General features: G+C 32.8%; 19 protein-coding genes and 1 tRNA gene. 11 read left to right on the forward strand and 9 right to left on the reverse strand.

Annotation, left to right across the window (positions count from 1 at the left end):
* Positions 1-66 precede the first annotated feature (66 nt).
* From Bccel_RS17185 to Bccel_RS29715, 8 genes are all read left to right on the forward strand, one after another.
* Entirely contained in the window at positions 67-1,005 is a 939-nt protein-coding gene (locus Bccel_RS17185) for a tyrosine-type recombinase/integrase (protein ID WP_036938483.1), read from the forward strand.
* 774 nt (positions 1,006-1,779) lie between these two features.
* Positions 1,780-2,295 carry a helix-turn-helix domain-containing protein gene (locus Bccel_RS17195; protein ID WP_036938489.1) on the forward strand — a complete coding sequence of 172 codons (516 nt, stop codon included), beginning with the start codon at positions 1,780-1,782 and terminating at the stop codon, positions 2,293-2,295.
* A 250-nt stretch (positions 2,296-2,545) separates the two neighbouring features.
* Positions 2,546-2,935 carry a hypothetical protein gene (locus Bccel_RS17200; RefSeq protein WP_036938492.1) on the forward strand — a complete coding sequence of 130 codons (390 nt, stop codon included), beginning with the start codon at positions 2,546-2,548 and terminating at the stop codon, positions 2,933-2,935.
* A gap of 46 nt (positions 2,936-2,981) precedes the next feature.
* Positions 2,982-5,648 (forward strand): hypothetical protein, encoded by a 2,667-nt coding sequence (locus tag Bccel_RS17205; protein ID WP_036938495.1) that lies wholly within the window; start codon positions 2,982-2,984, stop codon positions 5,646-5,648.
* A 221-nt stretch (positions 5,649-5,869) separates the two neighbouring features.
* A complete protein-coding gene (locus Bccel_RS17210; RefSeq protein ID WP_036938498.1) occupies positions 5,870-8,218 on the forward strand; it encodes a tetratricopeptide repeat protein in 2,349 nt (782 codons plus the stop codon).
* A gap of 225 nt (positions 8,219-8,443) precedes the next feature.
* Positions 8,444-9,766 carry an AAA family ATPase gene (locus Bccel_RS17215; protein WP_036938501.1) on the forward strand — a complete coding sequence of 441 codons (1,323 nt, stop codon included), beginning with the start codon at positions 8,444-8,446 and terminating at the stop codon, positions 9,764-9,766.
* A complete protein-coding gene (locus tag Bccel_RS17220; protein WP_036938504.1) occupies positions 9,744-10,664 on the forward strand; it encodes a DUF4435 domain-containing protein in 921 nt (306 codons plus the stop codon). Before Bccel_RS17215 ends, Bccel_RS17220 begins: the two co-directional genes overlap by 23 nt.
* A 264-nt stretch (positions 10,665-10,928) precedes the next feature.
* Positions 10,929-11,028 (forward strand) — tRNA-OTHER (locus tag Bccel_RS29715).
* 204 nt (positions 11,029-11,232) lie between these two features.
* Here Bccel_RS29715 and Bccel_RS17225 read toward each other — a convergent pair.
* The 5 genes from Bccel_RS17225 to Bccel_RS29025 all read right to left on the reverse strand — a co-directional run bounded on the left by Bccel_RS17225 (position 11,233) and on the right by Bccel_RS29025 (position 13,962).
* Positions 11,233-11,712, reverse strand: coding sequence for an SMI1/KNR4 family protein (locus Bccel_RS17225; protein WP_036938508.1), 480 nt, complete (start codon positions 11,710-11,712; stop codon positions 11,233-11,235).
* A gap of 23 nt (positions 11,713-11,735) precedes the next feature.
* Positions 11,736-12,437 carry an HNH endonuclease gene (locus Bccel_RS17230; RefSeq protein WP_050753582.1) on the reverse strand — a complete coding sequence of 234 codons (702 nt, stop codon included), beginning with the start codon at positions 12,435-12,437 and terminating at the stop codon, positions 11,736-11,738.
* A gap of 421 nt (positions 12,438-12,858) precedes the next feature.
* Positions 12,859-13,215, reverse strand: coding sequence for an IS66 family insertion sequence element accessory protein TnpB (tnpB, locus tag Bccel_RS17235; RefSeq protein WP_036938511.1), 357 nt, complete (start codon positions 13,213-13,215; stop codon positions 12,859-12,861).
* Positions 13,208-13,537 carry an IS66 family insertion sequence element accessory protein TnpA gene (gene tnpA, locus Bccel_RS17240; protein ID WP_036938514.1) on the reverse strand — a complete coding sequence of 110 codons (330 nt, stop codon included), beginning with the start codon at positions 13,535-13,537 and terminating at the stop codon, positions 13,208-13,210. Before tnpA ends, tnpB begins: the two co-directional genes overlap by 8 nt.
* Before the next feature lie 257 nt (positions 13,538-13,794).
* Positions 13,795-13,962 carry a DUF1508 domain-containing protein gene (locus Bccel_RS29025; RefSeq protein ID WP_081926797.1) on the reverse strand — a complete coding sequence of 56 codons (168 nt, stop codon included), beginning with the start codon at positions 13,960-13,962 and terminating at the stop codon, positions 13,795-13,797.
* 316 nt (positions 13,963-14,278) lie between these two features.
* Between Bccel_RS29025 and Bccel_RS17245 the strand changes: the two genes are divergently transcribed.
* The 3 genes from Bccel_RS17245 (at position 14,279) to Bccel_RS17255 (ending at position 16,953) form a co-directional block, all read left to right on the forward strand.
* The gene (locus Bccel_RS17245) at positions 14,279-14,479 is read left to right on the forward strand and encodes a hypothetical protein (RefSeq protein ID WP_050753583.1); all 201 of its coding nucleotides are present in this window, start codon (positions 14,279-14,281) and stop codon (positions 14,477-14,479) included.
* A gap of 792 nt (positions 14,480-15,271) precedes the next feature.
* Positions 15,272-15,889, forward strand: a complete 618-nt coding sequence (locus tag Bccel_RS17250; RefSeq protein WP_036938516.1) for a recombinase family protein — start codon at positions 15,272-15,274, stop codon at positions 15,887-15,889.
* Positions 15,890-15,930: 41 nt separating this feature from the next.
* Positions 15,931-16,953 carry a hypothetical protein gene (locus tag Bccel_RS17255; RefSeq protein WP_081926798.1) on the forward strand — a complete coding sequence of 341 codons (1,023 nt, stop codon included), beginning with the start codon at positions 15,931-15,933 and terminating at the stop codon, positions 16,951-16,953.
* Between the two features lie 130 nt (positions 16,954-17,083).
* Here the strand turns inward: Bccel_RS17255 and Bccel_RS17260 are convergent, their stop codons facing one another.
* The 4 genes from Bccel_RS17260 to Bccel_RS17275 form a co-directional block, all read right to left on the reverse strand.
* Positions 17,084-17,365: a hypothetical protein gene (locus Bccel_RS17260; RefSeq protein ID WP_036938519.1), complete on the reverse strand. Its 282-nt coding sequence runs from the start codon at positions 17,363-17,365 to the stop codon at positions 17,084-17,086.
* A gap of 211 nt (positions 17,366-17,576) precedes the next feature.
* Positions 17,577-18,251 carry a dockerin type I domain-containing protein gene (locus Bccel_RS17265; RefSeq protein ID WP_162181897.1) on the reverse strand — a complete coding sequence of 225 codons (675 nt, stop codon included), beginning with the start codon at positions 18,249-18,251 and terminating at the stop codon, positions 17,577-17,579.
* Between the two features lie 346 nt (positions 18,252-18,597).
* A complete protein-coding gene (locus Bccel_RS32635; RefSeq protein ID WP_036938522.1) occupies positions 18,598-19,341 on the reverse strand; it encodes an ABC transporter permease in 744 nt (247 codons plus the stop codon).
* Positions 19,342-19,375: 34 nt separating this feature from the next.
* Entirely contained in the window at positions 19,376-20,281 is a 906-nt protein-coding gene (locus Bccel_RS17275) for an ABC transporter ATP-binding protein (protein ID WP_036938525.1), read from the reverse strand.
* Positions 20,282-21,033 lie beyond the last annotated feature (752 nt).

The raw sequence follows: 21,033 nt of genomic DNA on the forward strand, positions 1-21,033 counted from the left end.
TACCCTTGACCTCTGGACTTTCTGTTGACGGCAAATAATCCATTGGTGAAAGGGTGGACTAAAATTATGGCAAGAATTAAAATGGCTGTTCAGAAACAGGAAGTAACAACATTATCAAATTGCTTTGAGGAGTTTCTTAAGCATTGTAAAAGGAAAAATCTTTCAGAAGCTACAATCAAGAGTTACAGACATCACTTGGCAAAGTTCTTTCAGTATTTTGGGGATGATACAGATATCATGCTGCTAACCCAGAATACTATCTATGACTATGTTTCACATCTACAAGAGGTCTTGGACAATCCCACAACAATTAATACTGGTTTAAGACATTTAAAGGCTTTTATGAAGTTTTTGAATGAGCAGGGTTATATCAATGCTGTCAAAATTACATTCTTGAAAGTGCAGGAAACCACTAAAGACTGTTATACAGAACAAGAACTGAGGATGTTACTGAGGAAACCTGATGTAAAGCATTGCTCCTTTGCTGAGTATAGGAACTGGTGTATTGTTAATTTCCTTGTTGGTACTGGTTGCAGGATTTCTACGTTAATTAATGTCAGGATAGCAGATATTGACTTTGATAATGCCTATGTAACTTTCCGGCACACAAAGAACAAGCAGCCGCAGATTAACCCTCTTCCACAAAATTTGATAAGCATTATTCAAGATTATTTGGATGTAAGGAAAGGTACTGGAGAAGACTATTTATTCTGTAGCGAATTAGGTGTACAGTTGCATCCCCACAGTGCTTCACATGCTATAATGTTTTATAACCGCAGTAGAGGTGTATCCAAGACATCAGCCCACCTGTTTAGGCATACTTTTGCCAAGAATCGGGTTATGCAGGGGGGAGACATCTTTAGACTCCAGAAAGTTCTTGGTCATCAAACCTTACAAATGAGCCAACATTATAGTAATCTATATGGTGTTGAAGCCTTGCAGAATACAGACAGTTTCAATCTCTTCAACAGATTACAGTCACCGACAAAGATAAAAGTTAAATAGTATAGTGTTACTCACAGGGAAGCTTAACCGCTTCTCTTTTTTATTCCGGTAGAAATTCTCTGAACAGTCTTATTGTTGGAAAGGTCTTCTTATTAATATATATACTTACTATATTCAGCGGCTACTTCTTCCAGTGTATTTGGATGGGTAGCTTTCATTTTTGCCCTAGAAGGATATTTATAGACTGGGTTTAGATAATTTTCAATTTTTCAATAAAATACTAGTTACAAATCAAAAAAGCTTTGAGCTTATTAATATAAGGTTTTTAGAAAGTCACAAATGAACAAAGCTTCTGGACTTAATAGTATTGCTGGAATACAAAATACTATGGAATTTCAAATGAGGAAATGTCACAAGTGAAAATAATTTCAGGATATATCAGTATAGAGAAAGAAGTTTTATAGTTTTCGATTACTGATGTCACAAAACAGAAAAAAACCTGAAGGGATTAGTAAAGGTGGTGATGCTGGGCTAATCAGTACAGGTACAGAAAAATTAATAATTACTTTCAACACTATGCCACATACGACTGAATTTTCTGGAGGAATAAGTATAGAGAATGTCACGAATGAAGAAATAGCTCTAATTATGAAGTATAGGGTATTTGCAGTATTTGAACATTTCTCAATTATCTTATGAAATCAGGAGATATGATGGCAGCTTAAAGCCATTAAAGCTACTGTTATCAATAGTTTAGAGCATGAAAACACCGGAAAAGGACAAACGGTTTGTGAAATGCTGTTAATAAACTAAAAATTTGAAGGAGGAATTGACATGAAAGACAAGGATTTTGAGAGATTTATTGAAAATATGGATAATCAGGAAGTAGAGCCAGTGAAGAACAAGAACAGGATTACAATGATAGTACTCCAGAACCTGCCAAACATTTACCAGATGATTGTTGATGGTTTGACTGTATCAGAAATCTGCCAGAGGCTAGGTGTTGATAGAAGAAACTGGTATCACATTATCAAAAAGTACCCAGAGTTACAGGCAGTTGTTGATAATGCAGAAAATGCCAAGACAGAAAAGGTAAAGCAGTCACTTTATATGATGTGTCTGCCAAGGGTTGTGAAAGCACAAAAGGTATTATCCAATGGGACAATAGTTGAATATGAGAAAGTTTTGGAGCCAGACCCAAGCATGGTCAAATTCTTCCTGCTGAATAAGGCACCGGATGAATTTAAAGAAAAAAGAGAAGTTGAAGTCACTAAGAAAGAATTCATTGTTGAAATCATTGATACTGATAATTACACAGTCATTGATGAAGAAAAAGCAGAGGAAGGCTGAGGAGGTGAATTTAATGCTCTTAATTACTATAGTAACACTGGCAGGTCTTCTACTTGTTCCCTATGTAATTAAAAATGAACACAGTAATGAATAGTATCTATATTTTTTAGTTGCAGGATTAAAGGAAGGTACAAAAAATTGAGACTTCAAGATGTTCTTATATATTTATTATTATAATACTATCTCAGAGTCTCAGAAAATTGTACCTTCTCTTAAACAAATCAAAAATTATTGCTGGAGGTTATTTACAATGAATACTATTGAAATAAACAAATTAATGAGTGAATACTCTTATTTACATGAGATTTTAAGCTGTTTAAGGCATACTGACCATCTCTATGAGGATTTATATGCTGATATTGAAATGCCAGAAGGTGATTATGATAGACTCTGTTATGAAATAGAAAGGATAGAAACTGAATTACAGGAATTAGAGGATACCAATGGTATAGCAATAATTTCAGACAAAATTATTATAGAGAGAATTGCCAGATGTGATGGCTGGATTAACGCATATGAGAAATTTATTGCTGAGGGAGAAATTAAAGAAGGAGACCCAATGTATAATGACCCTTTTATAGAAGAGCAAAAAGTCTTAAAAGCTATGTATGAAGCAGAGTTGAACAAAAGAGGGAAATAAATCCCTCTTCCTCCCCTATATTAAGTTTCAAGGAGGTGTAAAGCAGTTGATAGACATTTATAGAAAAATAAAGTGTACGGTTGATACAGTTGGATACTCTAAGAAACCAACAGGACAAGCAACGGCAATAATTCAGAAGAGATTTAAAGAAAACCCTGCTTTACACCTTCAAGAAATGACGGCTGCTGAGCTTCTTTATAAAGTTGGTGAAGATGGGTACAGCTTCAAGCCTGCTGTTTTCAATGAAGGTGGCACAGGTAATGACCATTTTAAGGAACTCCATATTATTGCTATTGATATTGATAATGTTGAGAACTGGACTATCCAGCATACTAAAGACAGGCTCAGCTTTTATGAACTTGATTATATTGGTATTTATAAATCATTTTCATATAAAGAGGAAAAGCAGAAGCACCGGATAATATTTGAACTCCCGGTTGTTATTACTGACAGAAGGATGGTTTCACTTTTATATTTACTGTTTATGCAGGTACTTCCCTCAGATAAACAATGTATTGACCCTGCAAGGCTATATTTTGGAGGAAAAGGAGTTGTTGAAGGTACTAACAAACCTGTAAGTCTTGTAAACCTTTATACTGCCTTTATTAGTGAATTGGATAAGGTGTCGAAACAGCAGAAAAGCAGAGTTCTACAGGATATTGCAGCAAAGGTAGGACTTAATATTATAAATGGTGTACTGGATATCTCTGTTTCTAACGAAAGTATTGTACCTAATTGGACTATGGAAAGCCTTGCATTTAAAAAGAGAGGCAGAAAGGGTACTGCATATACTGATATTGAGAAATCATATTCCCCGGAGTCTATTACTGCTAATTATGGTTTTGAGCAGGTAGGACTGGAAGGATTTAAAGAGTGTACTTTGTTCAGTAGGTTTGAAGAGGGCAAGCACTGGCTGTACCATCCCCAATTATTTCACCTTGTTACCAATCTCTATACTTTCAAAGGAGCAGTTGAGAGAATATCCGGCAGCCTTGGACATTATCAGAACAAGGTACAATTGCAATCCAAGCTTAAAACAGCAGTAACTCAATGTGCCAAAGCTGAATATCTGCCACAGAATTGTAATGCTGATGTCTGCCCTTACTATAATGAATGTGGACTAATTCAACAGGGATACAAAAGTTCATATGACTATTTGAAAAACAGTAGGATGAATGTAATTGAATATGTTGGTACGGAACCGAAATTAAGGCAGTCAGTAAAACAAGTAAGAGATAAGACTCAAAAAAGTTTTGAAGATATTATGAAAGAAATTTCAGAGGTCAAAAAAGGCTTGTATGTATTAAAATCACCAACAGGTGTAGGTAAAACTGAAATACTGACATCCTTTGACTGGAGTAGCCTTAACAAGAAGGTGGCTTTTGCCATGCCAACTCATAAGCTTAAGGATGAATTCATTAACAGATGTGAAGAAAAAGGTCTGTATGTATGGGGCAAACCTCAAATGGTGGACTTCCAAAATGAAGTGCAGCATGAAATTGAGTTGCTATATTCAAAGAAACTCTATAAACAGGCTAAATTGCTGTATTTGAAGGAATTGAAGAAGCACACAGGAGATAAAAAAGACCCTTTACATGAGCCTTGTAAAGCCTATGAGCATGATTTGAGGAACATAAAACATCAGAGCCTTATTGCAACAACCCATAGAGATATTTTGATTAATCCAGAAGGATACGACATTATTATTTATGATGAAGATATTATCTGGACTTCAATGGAGCAAGGTAGAATCGGCTACAGCAGCTTTGAAAGTATTGTTGAAATGATATACGGTCATTTTAATGGACAGCAAGTACCGGAAATAACTACAGCATTAAAGTCTTTCAAGGATAATAACGAAGTGGTTTTGGATTTAACAGGGATTAAGGTTGCTGATGAAGAAATACGGCATATTCAAAACCTTCATAGTATTTCGACAAGAATTGTTGACATTGCAACTATGGGTATCTTTACCGCTGATTACCTTTTGAAAGTTGAAGATGGTATCATCTATGGCAAAAGAGCTGGACTGCCCAGTAAGCCATCTTTGATACTGTCGGCAACTGCAAATGAGGGAATTTATAAGGCAGTTTCACCAGAAGCTAAGTTTTTTGATATGGGTAACGCTCATGATGGTGGTAGCTTAATTCAGTATCTGGACAAATCTTACAGCAGGTCATATATTGCAAGAATGGATATGGGCAATTTGGTTCATGGAATTTGTGATGTTTTGGAGAGTCAAGGAAAATCAATAATAGATTATACAGTTTTGACATATTCACCGGACAGCGAAAAGGAGTTTGTGACAGCTTTGCAGGAAATGGGCTTGAATGTAGATGAACGGACATACTTTGGCAACTGTTCTGGGTATGACCATTTGAAGGGAAAGCATATGCTTATTCTTGGTACACCTAACTATCCTGTAGACAGCTACAGAATGATGGGACTACTTATATTTGGGAATACCTTCGATGTAATGTCAGAGGTTGAAACTGGTAAGAAAGAAGTCAATGGGTTTAGAAAGAGGTATGCAAGCTTTAATGACCCTATATTGCAGCTAGTTCAGAAGTATGCAGTAGAAACGGAACTTTTACAGGCTGTGGGAAGAGCAAGGCTGTTGAATAATGACCAGACGCAAGTATTAGTCTTGGCAGGATATCCTTTGAATGAAGCTGATGTAGTGCATTATAGTGGGAAAACCATAATCAAATAATTGAACAGAAAAAAATATATCAAGGGTAATGAAAAGCTAGTATTATTTTGTAGGGGAGTGTTTTGGCAAACTCCCTCTTTATTATTTAATAATGCAAAAATTTTGTCTTTAGATTAGTGGCACATAATGGTAAAATAGTAATAAGTCGATTAGTGTAATAAAGTTTACTCGTTCATATAAAGGTACACAGGAGAAGTCTGATGAAATAGAGGGTGGTAAATGTGAAGTCGTTTGATGAAATAATAGAAATTATAGATGCTAAGGAATATGATAATGCTGAGAAAGAGTTAGATATATTAATAAGCAGCCTATCAGGGAAGGAATTAATAAGGGCTTACTATATAAAAGCATACATTAATGATGAATTTCGATATGACGAAGTTTCACGAAGAAAAGCCAAACAATATTACGGGTATGTTATTGAAAGTGATTATCCAAAAGATTATGCATACTATAGGCTTGCGATATTTGAAAGAGATAAACAAATATCAGTAAGTATGCTAAAAAAAGCTCTAAAATTATTTCCTCAAAGTATATGTTGTTACAAGTATTTATTAACCTGTTCAGAGAAAGATGAAAAGGACAGTGTGTATGATGAAATATGCAAAAAGAACCTGTTTGACTGGGATATACAAGAACAAATGTTTACACTTTGTTTTGAGGAAGAGAAATATGAAAAGGCAATAGAAGTTTATTTGCGCAATGATTTTTCTAAAATGGATGATAATACATACAAGTATGCATGGGACCTAGCGTATGCTTTCTCTATAATGTTAACTGGAAATAAATCTTATAATGATAAATCAAAAGGCATCTTAGACAGCCTTGTTGAACATGATATAAAGAATTCTCTAGGATATAAGCATTTTCTAGGGCTTTGTTATTGGTATTTATGTGAAGAGAACAAGCTGGAAGCTATTAAGTGCTTTGAAAAAATACCATCAGGGTATGTACTCGAAAATTACCCTCCATTTCCAAGTGGTCTTTTCCCGCTAAGTTTTACAATAGTTTTTGAGAAGATTTTCTCTAAACTTATTGAAATAGCTAAAGGGAATAGACAGTTATTGGTAAAAGCAAAAGGTCTTAGAGTATTATTTTTGCATTCAGCGAAAGAATTTGAGGAAGATATAAAACTTGGTATGTCAGAAGTAAAAGATATTGAAAGTGCTATAAAATACTTCCCTAATGATAAGGTGTTTTATCAAGTAATATGTAGTGTTTTGACTGAGAAAAGAAGCTACTTAAAAGTATTTGAATATCATTTTAAATTACTAAGCACATTTTACACTATTGACGAGGATGATACAGTAGATGCTTCATATATATGTGATTGTGGAGATGATGCATTCAAGGATATGGTGGACTTCTTAAAGACCAAATTACATGAAAATGAGTGCTTTATACATAATGTATGTAGTGGATTAGTGCCAGCAATAGTAGAAAGACTTTGGAAGAGTGATAAGTACAAAGAAATCGTCGAGATTTCCTCATTGTTTCCTATTAGCGAAATTGAGAAAACGGAAAGTGTTTTTGAGATTGCATTTTCATATGCTGAGGAAAAGCAGAATAAGATAGCTAAACGCCTATATGAGCTTTTGGTTAATAAAACTGAAACTGGAAGTGGGGTTTATAATAATTTGAGCCTAATTTATGAAGGCGAAGGTAATATTGAGAAATCATATGAACTTTTGAATAAAGCGTTAGAAAAAGAACCAAATGATGAAATTGCAAAAGGAAATTTCGATAGAGTTAAGAAAAAGGTAAATGATGAGAACAAAAGGAAATCTATATATAATGAGGCTTTTAAAAACTTTCAAAATGAAGGTATTTTTGTAAAGCAAAAATTATTAGATTTTTCTCAAAAAAGAGATGAGAACAACTATATTGTTTGTAGCTATAGACAACTTCCGATTTATATGAAAATGAATGAAAATCAGGCGAAGAGCCTATTGGATGATTTTTTAGAAAAGAGCTATATATTAAAGGTGACAAAGCATAATTACGATACCAAAAGTAACGTTTATACTATTAACCCTAAAATTTTAAATTATATACCGGAGTTGGATAACACAATCAAAGATGACTTAGAACTTCTTGAGATGAGTAAAGTGCTTTCTACCGAAAATTTATCTTCTATAGGCTATAATAGCGATTTAATCAAATGTTTGGATAAGATAAAGACTCCTGAATTGTCTGTTATGTTAAAAAGAGATATAAAAGAAAACGCTTTAGCTTGTTTATTAGGACAGAATAAAGCTTCTATTATTTTAAGTGGAAGTATATTAGAAGCTATACTTCTTGATAAAATTAAATCTGTAAATATAGATAAAGCTCAAGTTGAGAACGGTAAGACTAAAAAGGTTATTGATATGGATTTAAATGAATTACTTTATGTAGCGAAACAAAACGACTTAATCAAATTAGAAATATACCATTTTTCAAACGCAGTTAGGATATATCGTAACCTTATACATCCAGGTGTAGAGATAAAGAAATTAATAAATGGTGTATCATCTGAGAATGCTGAGTTGATGTGGGATATCTTAAAAAGGGTTTTAATTGATATTTAGCAAGTCAACGTTTTTTTCTAATCTGTGAATACTCGGAGGAAGAAGATGACTTGATGAAATAATGTATACTTATGTCAATGAAATTATCTATTGATGTTGCTATCATAGTATTGTATAAAGTTGTAAAAATTATTATTATTATATTTGTATTTTGCACCTTAGTTGGGAAAGTTTTATTATAGGGCAAAGTATGAGGTGAATAATACAATAATTAAGGAGATTATTATGATAAATAGGGTTGAAGTAAAAAAACTATTTGGACTATACGATTATGATATTCCTTTAAACACAGAAGTTGGGATTACAATCATATATGGTATGAATGGGTCAGGTAAAACAACATTACTTAATATGATAAAAAACGCTATCCAACAAAATCGGCAAAAGTATAATCTTATGTCAAATTACAAATTTAATGAATTTAACATTTATCTTGATGATATGTTTTTGTCCTTTGATAATAGTAATGATGAGTATCTATCTGTTAAATTCAGGATTAATAACGATAAGATACATAGCTTTAATTACCCCAAAAAAAGAGAAAGGTACGATAACTGGAGAAGGGTTTACACTGAAGATGGAGTAATAATTGAGAATAGAATGTATAGGAATGTTATTGCTCATGAAAGAGATGGAACTATTATATATGCTGATGACCAATATCTTTCGATAGATGATAATGTTGAAGCAAAAAGTAAAAAAATCATGGATAAGTTGGATAATGCAATAAAAGAAAGAGTATCTGTACACTTTATAGAAACACAGAGATTATTAGATTTGAGTAATACCGATCAAGATAATAATGTGAGAAGAGAAAAAAATGGCAGGGTAATTGAGATTGTTGATAAGTATTCTTTTGATTTGGCTAAAAGAATTCAAAGGAGTTTAACTGATTATTCTGAAATATCACAAAAGTTAGATAAAACTTTTCCTGAAAGGTTACTCAAGAGGAGCGAATACCTTAGTGAAACTCAAATAAATGATAAGCTATCACAGTTAGAAGAAAAGAGAATTAAACTTGGAAAAGCAGGATTTCTTGAAGAGAGTGATAATGTAAGTTTCTATATTCCTAATAATGTTAGTATTCAGGATTTAAAAGTATTAACAGTATATGTTGAAGATGTCGAGAGTAAATTGTCAGTATTTGATAACTTGCTTATAAAAATTGAGAATTTGATAAAGCTTCTCCAATTTTCACATAAGGAACTTTACATTGATAAAACTAAAGGGTTTATATTTAAAAACGATAATGGAGATGAAATTCTACCAAGACAGCTGTCATCAGGTGAGCAGCATGAGCTTGTAATTATGTATCAGTTAATCTTTATGCTTAATAATAACGTTTTAATATTAATCGATGAACCTGAACTATCTCTTCATGTGGTTTGGCAAAAGTCGTTTATTAATAACATTAAAACAATCATGCAAAGCACTAAATTTAATGTACTAATTGCTACACATTCACCACAAATTATAAACAATTATTGGGAATGTACATTTGCTTTGAATGGGGGAGAAAAAGACAATGAGGGAAGAAATAACCGCTGAGATAATTGCAAATGATATAAAAATGTCTAGAGATGCTGGAGAATGCAAGCCTTTTATTCTTGTAGAAGGTATAAGTGATTTTAATACTTATAAGAATTTTTTTTGTGCTGAATGCGAAATTAAAATTTGTTTTGGTAGGGAAAAAGCAGTAAATGTGTTAATTGATGTCGAAAAGTATAAATATGAAGGTATTTTATGTATAATTGATCGGGACTTTCTTGATTTAGGTGATGATATTAGCTATAAGAGTGACTGCATTTTTCTTACTGATTCTCACGATTTGGAAACAATGATATTACAATCTCCTGCACTATGTAAGTTACTAGACCAATATGGGTCAGAAACAAAAATAAAAGCTTTAGGTAGCTCTATTTTTGATTATATATTACCAATTGGGTTATTTGTCGGATACTTAAGATGGTATTCTAAAACTGAAAAATTGAACTTAGATTTTAAGTCTATAGAGTTCAGGAAGAGTATTGATAAGAATTCTCTTAATATGGACAAAGTAAGGCTGCTAAACGCTCTAATTCTTAATACAATTTCTAAAGATAATACAAGCGAGGAAACAAAACAATGTTTAAGGGGTATTAATAGAATTGATATTATCAATAAAATTGACAAATTATTATTAGAAAACAAATACAACCCATGGACTGTTTGTTGTGGACATGACTTAGTTAAAATATTATCTGTTGGACTATGTAAGAAGTTTGGAAGCTTGAATACTAATGATACGGATATGGATGGGTCAGAAGGTGCCAAAATTGAAAGAAATCTTATGCTTGCTTATGATTTGCAATATTTTATTGGCACTAATTTATATAAAGCAATAGATAGATATCAGAGGGACAATGTCAAGTACAAGATTATTAAGCAGAGCCATGTGGCTTCATAAGTAATGAGACACTTATATATCATTTAACACAAAGATTATTGTAATAATGAGTTGAAACTGGTAATAAGAATTCTATAAATAGCTTACTTGGGGGAAGTAGGATGGCAATTACTATATTGAACAATATCCTTATACTGCAAGCTTATGCGAATAGAACTATTTATTTGATATTTTAACCAGTACCACTACATTCCCTGTTGTAGTATAATAAAAGTATAATCCAATGCTGTCATACAGAAATTAATCCAGTTACAAGACGTGTAAGCCGGATGTGGACTACATTTGGCAAGAAGTATATAGAGGAATGGACTCAAAATCCAGCGTTGGTGACAACATGTCGGTTCGAGTCCGACCTTCGGCACCAGATAAATCAAGGGTTTCAGTTAATAACTGAGACCCTTGATTTATGTTTTGCTGTAAATTTACTAACATTTTACTAACAAAGTATTTAAACTGAATTTCTAGCTTGTATTTTTAATAAAAATATGAATTTAGTTTACATCTGTATTAATACCTTCCCGCTTTCAACCTCTTAAGAAAATCCAATTTTTATTCTAATATTTATTAATTAATCATTTGAGTACAAGCTAGTAAGAAATTCTTCAAAACTCTTAGAAACCTCATATACCTTAGGCTTTAAATTTGCTGATTCTTCACTACTCCAAATACAAATAGTAGGCTCCTCTGCATTTTCGTGAAAATTAAGCACCAGAAAATTACCCGCAAATAACACAGCTATTGGTACCAATTCGTAACCAATTAAATCTTCATCATATATCAATCTTGCATCGAGCATGGTACATACTGCATTAATATCATATTCCCCATATTTATGGCTACTAGACTTTTCTAACATACACAAAAATCTATCTATTACATAAACATGATTATTATATTTAAATAAATTAGTTTTAGGAACCCCACCATTGTATTTCATTATAAATTCTCTAAAGGAACTAGGAAATTTTACATTTAAATACTCTTCATTTAAATCAACTAATTCTTTGCTCGGTAATGGTTCAATTATTCTATTTTCTTTAATCTCCATGTTCTATCATCCTTTCATAATATTTATCTTGGTGCATCTGCCCAATGTCCTTCAGTTCTACCACCATTATGCGAAACCATATTGTGAGGACCAAAACCTACTAATTGCATTGTACCATCTTCATACTTACCTTGACCTTTAACGCCTTTACCTTCGGTATGGTGCCAAGTAAACTTTGTTGGTTGCTCATATGGGTCAATGTCTATAAACAATTCTGGGTGTTTTTGCTGCAATTCACTATCTTTCCATAGCTGCTCATTTAGCCATTTAAATTGTTCATCATCATCCTTAAGCCACATATCCTCAGGAAGCTTATAAGTTGCGACAACTACCCCTGCTTCTGCAAAATCTGCGTAGCCATGCAATACACCTTCAACTTTTTTTACCTTAATATCCGGTACCAATATTTTTTCTTTAGCTTTTTCGATTATCTGAGTTCTTCTATAACTTGATAATTTTGAACCACCTTTAATATCAGCTGCCCATGACCATCCTTTTAAGTTTGAATTTATAACCTTTGCATATTCTTTGGCATACTCTTCTAATACTTCATCATCAAATTTTCTTTTTCCTGCAATAAATTCATCTATTGCAGATACAGTTCCACAAGCAACTGTACTTACTGCCTCTTCTTTCATTATTACTTCTATAATATCATCTATTGTTGTTTCAGGTGTTTTGGGCAAATGTCTTTGTAAAAACTCCTTTGCCTTAGTTTCACTCATTGTTGAAATTCTCTTCTTTACTGCTGCAACCATTTCATTAATAACTTTTTTTGTACCTGAGGAAAAAGTTTAATTATTTCTATAAAAAGTAAACATTCTTTTGCTGGAACAGCTCCATCACCTGCAATTTCTGCCACAATTTACTCCCCCCCTTGAATTTGTCTTTTTCACTGGAAGAACCAAAGCGACGATGGTTAGACAGATTTATTTGCTGTATCAGATTATCCAGCTTGGTACTGATTTCTTTATTTTGTTCCATAAGAACTTTACATAAGGAAACCAGTCGATCTTTGGAACATTCATTCAATTGTTGGTCTGTTAAAGTGGCTTTATTTATAGTTTTCATATGAAAATTATACCATATTTAATATTGAAGTACAGTCTATATTACGAAACAAAACTGAAAAATAACATATATTTTTTAAATTACAATACCAGGATGCCTTTCTTTAAAAGCACCACTGCTTTGCTCAATAGATAATCCTTCAAGTAACCATCTAAGTTCTTTAATAGATACCTGTTTTACATCTGATGCAGTCATAGGCCAACGGAAATTCCCTTTATCCAGTCTCTTCATTAAAAGCCAGAGACCTGTTCCGTCCCATTGAATTATTTTTATAATGTTGTGGTTTCTATTACAAAATACAAACATGCTTTTTGAATATGGATCCAGTTTAAATCGAAGTTTCACGATAGCAGCAAGACCATTAATGCTTTTACGCAAGTCAGTTACACCACATGCAAGGTATACTTGAGTTCCGGCGGTAAAATCAAGCATATACTCCAAGTACCTCCAATACTTTACGAAGGTTATCTGTCTGACAGCCATCAGCTACATCTATTGCTATGTTCCCCAGCCTTATGACTATTGGAACTGAAGTATTGTTAATTATAATATCTTGTGTAGTTACTGTTACAGGAACAAATTCGTTTGGTGTATTGCTTGATGATATGGTTTCTTTATTAAATCTTCTTAACCAATAGTAAAAAGTTTTAATAGACAGATTATTCTTATTACACCATTCTTGTGCTTTGAGGTTGCTAGAACTATAATCAGCAATTCTTTCCTTCCAAATCTGGTATTTCATATTACTTGACATTAAAATACCTCCCAAAATTATTATTTGAAAGGTATTATCTCAAAAAATTACATTTTATTCGAGGTACAGTCGTTTTGACGCTTACGTTAGTTCACCATATGAATAAAACAAAAAGAGACAATTCCATAAATGAAACACATCTCTTTTCAGTACGACTTGCAAAGTTCATCGTAATTATATTTACCAGCTTTTACTATTATGGAAACATTGACCATATAATAAAACCTCTAACAAACCTGATAAAGATTTAATCTCTTTTAATCTATATAGCCATGTTTTCTAGCATTTATAATACAATCTTCTTTGTTTTTATAGCCTTGACTGTATACACCACGTATTCTTCCATTCTGGATATTTAATTTCCATCTCCACATCCCTTGAGAATCCTCGTTAAATTCCCAGATATCTTTCACCTTATTATCCATCAAAACACACTCCATAATTTTTACTCGTTTACACATTATATAATATTTTCAAATTATTTGCAAGTAATATAGAGGTTTATTTATAGGGGTGATTTGACTATCACCCTTATACTATATATATTTTACTGGTGACAAAAGTCACTAATTAAGGTAACTCAACCCTATACAAACAGCATCAGCAACATCATTATCAACTTCAATACCAAACTTCTCCTTAACTACATCTATTACTGTCGCACCTGAAGGAAGAAAAACACCTGCATATAGACTTTGGTATTCTTCGGATTTGCAAGATATAATTAAAGATGTCTTCCTAATGAGCTACATGAGGGATATAGAGGCTAGACTACGGAATCCAAAACCAAGCAGCATAGAAGAAGAAATTCCTTTCTGGGAGTTCCTAGATATTGAATTTGATAAAAATAAAAAACTTTTTATTTTACAGCTTACTATACACAAAAACCAAGTTTTCCTGAGTTATTTAAAAGACTTATTGGGTCGCCAGTACTCCATTTAATTGACGACGAGCTAGAAGGCAAAAATGAATTCAGAATATACAAACAGCACTGGAAAAAAAGAGAAGATTTAGGAACAGAACTAGGAGCAGAAAATGTCTTATATACCTTAGTTGATACAGAGAATAAGCTTCTCTATGTTGGAGAAGCAAATATTCTGATTAAAAGACTCAAGCAAGAACATCCTTCTATCAGCAAGTGGAATTATTATAGATATAACGTTTTGCCAAAACAGTTTGCTAAACATAGAGTAACCTTAGAAAGAATGCTAATAAGAGACTTTGCATCTCTTTTAGATAATAAAAAAGGCGTACCAGCTATTACAATATCAAATTACACTTTAGCAAATTATAAAATCGATAAGTAAAAGACAATAATTTATCATATTACAATATCCACGTAAACCATCTGCACCTTCAATAATAGCTTCCGGTTTCTGACTACCTTTCTTCTTGGCAGCTAATAATCTTATTTAAAAAATAGTATAATATATATTAATTGTCCCATATAAAACACTTCACGATAAGTTTTGAGAAAAACAGCCCTCAGCCAGGTTGAAAGAAGCTTTAAATAAAATTATCATTATTCATAAAGATATACCTTTTTGGTTGGTTTTTCTATAAAATATTGAGTTACTTAAGTCACATTTCCAAAACCCTTTATATACCCATATTACATCAGAAATAGCATAGTAAAAAATATATTTCATTTACTATTCAAAAAGGTTATAATTATGTTTATGAACATATTCAAAAAATCTGAGACCTTTTAGAATGCTTTTTTGGGAGTTGTTGATGTTGAGAAAATATGGTTATATAAGAGTCAGTGATAAAGACCAGAATGAATTAAGGCAAATACAATCGTTAAAAGAAGCCGGTGTAGATGAATCATTTATATTAATTGATAAGCGGAGTGGTAAAGATTTTGATAGGCCGCAGTATCAGTTACTAAGAAAGGTTTTAAGGGAAGGAGATCTTCTCATTATTGCTTCTATAGATAGATTAGGTAGAAACTATAAGGAAATTATTAAAGAATGGCAGTTTATAACGCAAGAGCTAAAGGCAGATATAAAAATACTGGACATGTCCCTTCTCGATACTACTCTTCATAAGGATTTGCTTGGGACATTTATAAGCGATTTAATACTCCAGGTACTTGCTTATGTTGCAGAACAGGAGAGAATTAATATTAAAAATAGACAGGCAGAAGGTATTGCGGCAGCTAAAAGTGAAGGAAGACACTTGGGAAGACCTAAAACAAAAATTCCAGAAAAGTTTGAAGAAGTTTATAAAAGGTGGAAGGTCAAAGAGATTACTGCTAAAGCTGCAATGGAAGAACTTAATCTAAAGCCAACAACATTTTATAACATTGTTAAATCTCTACCTAGTGAAATAAAAATTGGCAACTTCTAACACGGAATATGGAACAGATATAAATATGTGAGGTGCAAAAAATGGAAAAACCATTAAGTGAATGGGTAGATTTAATTTTAAGATTTTATTCTGGAATGTCAAGTTTGGAAGAAATCGATAAATGGGTTTATGAAAGTGGAGATACAGATGAGGTTTTGGGAATTGATGGCTATTTTGACTATGAAGATTATGAATTTAGCAAAAAGTATATTAGAAATCATAGAGACCAAATGAAACAAATGTTGTTAACTGCGTTAAAAAATATATGCTCAGTACATTATGAGAAACTGGACGCAGAGACCAAAGTGATTTGTGATGTTATTTTAAGTAATGAATCTGAAAAAATGTACAAGTTGAAGCGAGTATGTATAGAAAATAAAAAAATTTCTAAATTAGCAATGCAAATGCTCTCAGAAGGTAAATTAGAAAATGCATTAACCAATACAGAAGTAATAATAAAATTATTTCAGCGAGAAGGAATCCCTATTTTTGAAAAAGTTATTAACTTTCAAGAAATATATGGTGGGATTTGGTATAAAATAGGCAAAGGTTATTACAAAGGGTATCATATGAATATTTTTTATTTTGACTCGCAAATACTTAAATATCGCTTTAAGTATTGGTCAAAAGATAGTGGAAAGTATTTCTTTCAATGTATGGACTATCATTATGCAGGGGATATCGGCCCCTGCATTGATGAAGATGGAAAAATATATAATTTTTTTATGGGAACATATAAACTGAGAGCAGACAGTATTGAAGAGTTTTTGGAAGATGAGTCTATTAAGTATTACTTTGTTAATATGTATCCAAAATGGATAAATAGTAGTATTACCAATAAACAATTTAATGATTTACAAAAGAATGTTGATTTTATTAAGATTGAAAGTTCGCACTATACTGATAAATATTTTGAGTGGTGGAAAGATGTTACTGAAAGTATATTTATTAGAATTGACTTATTGAGTAAATATGAATATATAGGTGATATCTATTGTAGAGATAATAATATTATAAGATCCTGTTTAGGGATAAGTTTTAGCAATAATTATCTATACCCATGATATTCTAACATACTTATTATAAAAAGACACGTGTCCTGGTTTGCTCTGATGGACAACTCCTGAGTTGCCTACAAGCCCCACAGACACTACTATTGCTACTATAAATTCTTTTCAATGGACATATTTGTACTTAAATTAGTGGTATGTAATTTGTTAAAAACGTAGATTGAGGGAGGTTATTATGAGGGATAGGATTGTTACAAGTAAGCACTATAGAAAAAACTGTATGGGAAAACTTATGACTTCCATTACGTACACTGACAGATGAAGAACGTAAACTAATCTGGGACAAACTAGCAAATATTTGGGATATAAAAGAGGCAGACTGGATATCATATTCCTGAAGTAATGCTGTAATAATGCAATAATATTCTTTTTTGCCTTCACTCATTGAATTCTTTCTCTTTGCCATAAAAAAACAGCCTCCTATGATATTTTGATTTTTGATTTATCATAAAAAGCTGTTTTACAAACTTTTTTCACAGTCTCTTCATTAATGAATTCCTAATTTTGCCCAATCAATCGGCAGCCCTCATGCCCTTAGAAAATTCATTCCTATACTGCTAATTGTGATTACTTTGTACTTAATTTTGGGAAAATACCTCAAATAATTATCATATAAATTATAACTTCTGATTAAAATATACTGCAACTCGAAGTATATCTATCATATTAATAAACCCATCACAGTTTAAATCGAACATTGTCTCATATCTTCCGTCACCATAAGTACTGTTAAAATATCTGGCAATTAAAATTATGTCAGCAATATTTATTACCCCGTCTGAGTTTATATCGCATTTAACAATTTCAACTGGTGTATTTATTGGAGTATTAGACGGTGTATATGTAGGTATATAAGTGCTTGTAGATGTTGGTGTTTGGGTGCTAGTTGGAGTTGGGTTTCCTGTAGGGGAAGTTGTTTGACTTAAACCCATTATCTGGCTAAAAGGAATTATATAACTTTCTGAATCAAAATTCATTAATGTTTCATCTTCCTTCAAAATTGCAGTGCTAGTATTTCCAGCAGTAATGGCTTTTATACCACTCAGCCCTTCAGGCACTTTGCATTGATCTTTAGTATTATCACCCCATGCAATAACCGTGCCATCTTCCTTCAATGCTACAGTGTGTGACCCTCCAGCTGCAATAGCTTTTACACCTGACAACCCTTCTGGCACATTACATTGTCCTGATCTATTATCACCCCAAGCAACAACCGTGCCATCTTCTTTCAATGCTATAGTGTGCCAATCTCCAGCAGCAATGGCTTTTACACCTGACAACCCTTCTGGCACTATACTTTGCCTAAGATCATTAGCACCCCAAGCAATAACTGTACCATCCCCCTTCAGCCCTATAGTGTGCTGCCTTTGGAAGAGATGGAAGAAGGTCAAAACAAGGTTTAATAATCTGATTAGGCATGGAATTTATAAATCAAAAGCATGGGAATATGCAAACACAAGAAAAGGCTACTGGAGGGGGTAGCCAAATCCTTTCAAAAGCACTAACCAATGAGAAACTCAAGAAACAAGGTTTTCCTACAACAACTGAAAGGTATCTTAAAATACATTAATTCTTATTGAACCTCCGTATACCGAATGGTACGTACGGTGGTGTGCGAGTCCTACTCGATTAGCTTAGCTACGCACTCTGATCTGATAAATTAAAGTGAACAACCGTGCAGACTGAAAATAGAACAATGTAAATGCACATAAATATTATGGGATGTATGATATTCATGGTACTGTTTTTTGAAATTGCTACAAACGATATGTCCGCAGGTATAGCCCAGGGTGACAAATAGGATTTGTCCCAGTTAAGGGCTAATACATTAGCAATGGTTCCTATAACCGTTAAAACCATTGCAGGGATGAAGTTTTTGAAAAGCAAGGTGACAAGTGTCATCAAAGGAACCAGTGAAACAGTTGACAAACCAGCAAGGACAAGGCGTAGGCTATATTCACATGCTTTGGCAAATGACATGTCAAAGCCCAGAATAAAGCCAGATAATATATTCAATGCTGCTACTACTACATACTGAAGTATAACAAACAATGATACATATATAATTTTTGAGATTATTATACTCGTCCTACTAAAAGGGGAGTTCAACATATTTTTCAATGTTTTCACCTGAAACTCATAGAAAATTGAAAACACAGAGATAAATGAGGTAATAATAGGTCCTACTAGAAAAATAAAAAATACTGAAAGCTGCTGGTTAAAACCGTCCCAATTGTAAGCCCCGCTTTTTATCCAGTCATTTTTCTTGATTGCAAATGTCAATACGAGGATAATAAGGGGAAACAGCATTCCAAGGAATGAGAGGGAATTTATGTAGGTACTTCTAAATTTTCTAAATTCACATTTTAATAATCCAAACATTTCGGCACTCCTTTTTAATTATTCCTTAATTGGTTTATGAATTAACTTCGTCTGTAATTGCGAGGAACCTTTCTTCAAGGCTTTTGGCTACTGATGCAAGATTGAAAACATTTATATCCTTATGAACAAGATTGTAATTTATACTACTGTTCATATGCTTTTTACAAAACGCTTTTATGGTCTTTTCCTCTGAGGCAAACTTTATATTCATATCTTTTAGTACTAATTCAGCCTTTTCAGGCTTATCAACCTCTAAAAGCAAATAACTCTGATCTTCTGCTTCTATATTGCTTATATCAGTTTCTTCTACAAGCCTGCCTTTGTCGATGATGCCCACATAGTCCGCTATTTGCTGGACTTCACTTAAGAGGTGACTCGACACCATAATAGTAATACCTTTATCTCGAGATAAACCTTTTAGAAAGCTCCTCATATCCTTGATGCCAGAGGGATCAAGCCCGTTTGTAGGCTCATCGAGAATGAGAATTTTAGGGGAATGAACAAGTGCGTTTGCAATACCTAAGCGCTGCTTCATACCCAATGAAAAGTCTTTAACCTTCTTCTTCCCAGTATCTTTAAGGTTTACTATTTCAAGTACTTCGCCAATCCTGCTTTTTGGAGTTTTGTATAGCGTTGCTGTTATTTCGAGATTTGATCTGGCTGGAAGATTCTCATAAAAACCTGGAGATTCAACAATTGAACCAATATTGGCAGCGGCCCACTGCCGATTTCTTCTGATATCCTTTCCGAATACTAATATTTCTCCACTGTTAGGCTTAATAAGCCTTGTAATCATCCGTATGGTTGTAGTCTTACCTGCTCCGTTCTTACCCAAAAAACCATATATTTTACCCTCAGGTACATTTATACTTAAGTTATCAACGGCATTAATACCTTTATAAGCTTTTGTGAGGTTTCTAACCTCAATTGCGTTGCTCATTATGTCAGCCCCTTTCAACTATATTACACGCAACTAGTTCAGTTTGTGACAAAATACACTTGAATTTTTATCCTAGCTGCGTGGAAATTATTCATTTGATGAGGCACTATTCCTGTCCTGGAAGGGTGACGGAGCTCTCCTTAGATTCTTCATAAGCATTGGAAGCATAGGATATAAACTATAAATATAATTTGCCCAGAAAAAATTGATACGGCTTAACTGACTAGTATTTATATGGTCTAATGATTTACATGTTTGAACATAGTACCAAATAGTTTAGAAAATATCCCTATATAGGCCATATATTAAATTATGCGAAACACGAATTTTGCTTGATTTTTTAACTTCATTGATTGATTCCTCCTTTAAATATTATCAGTATGCAAACCAAAATGTACATATTGTGAGTATTTTATTTTGCAAACAGGTGTGCCATCAATTATGTTTTACATTATTTTTTGAGAAATTGGCACTCATTCTTAAGAAGATTAATTCTTAATACATTATCTATACTGTAGGTAGACGTACTTTTTAAAAATGAATATATAGTTTGGAGCTAAGATTATTAAGGAAATTCATGATTTACAGAAAAAGTTTTGAAGACATTTAATTTTTAATTTGAAGCCTTTGTATATTTTTGATTAAACAAAAGTACAGCTTGAAAAGCTGTACCATATAATGCATATTTTTTACATAAAAGCACATTTGTTCTTTGTTTTTACACTTGTCTCGTTCAGAGACAATTCTCTCAC

Source organism: Pseudobacteroides cellulosolvens ATCC 35603 = DSM 2933 (assembly GCF_001262605.1).
Classification (GTDB): domain Bacteria; phylum Bacillota; class Clostridia; order Acetivibrionales; family DSM-2933; genus Pseudobacteroides; species Pseudobacteroides cellulosolvens.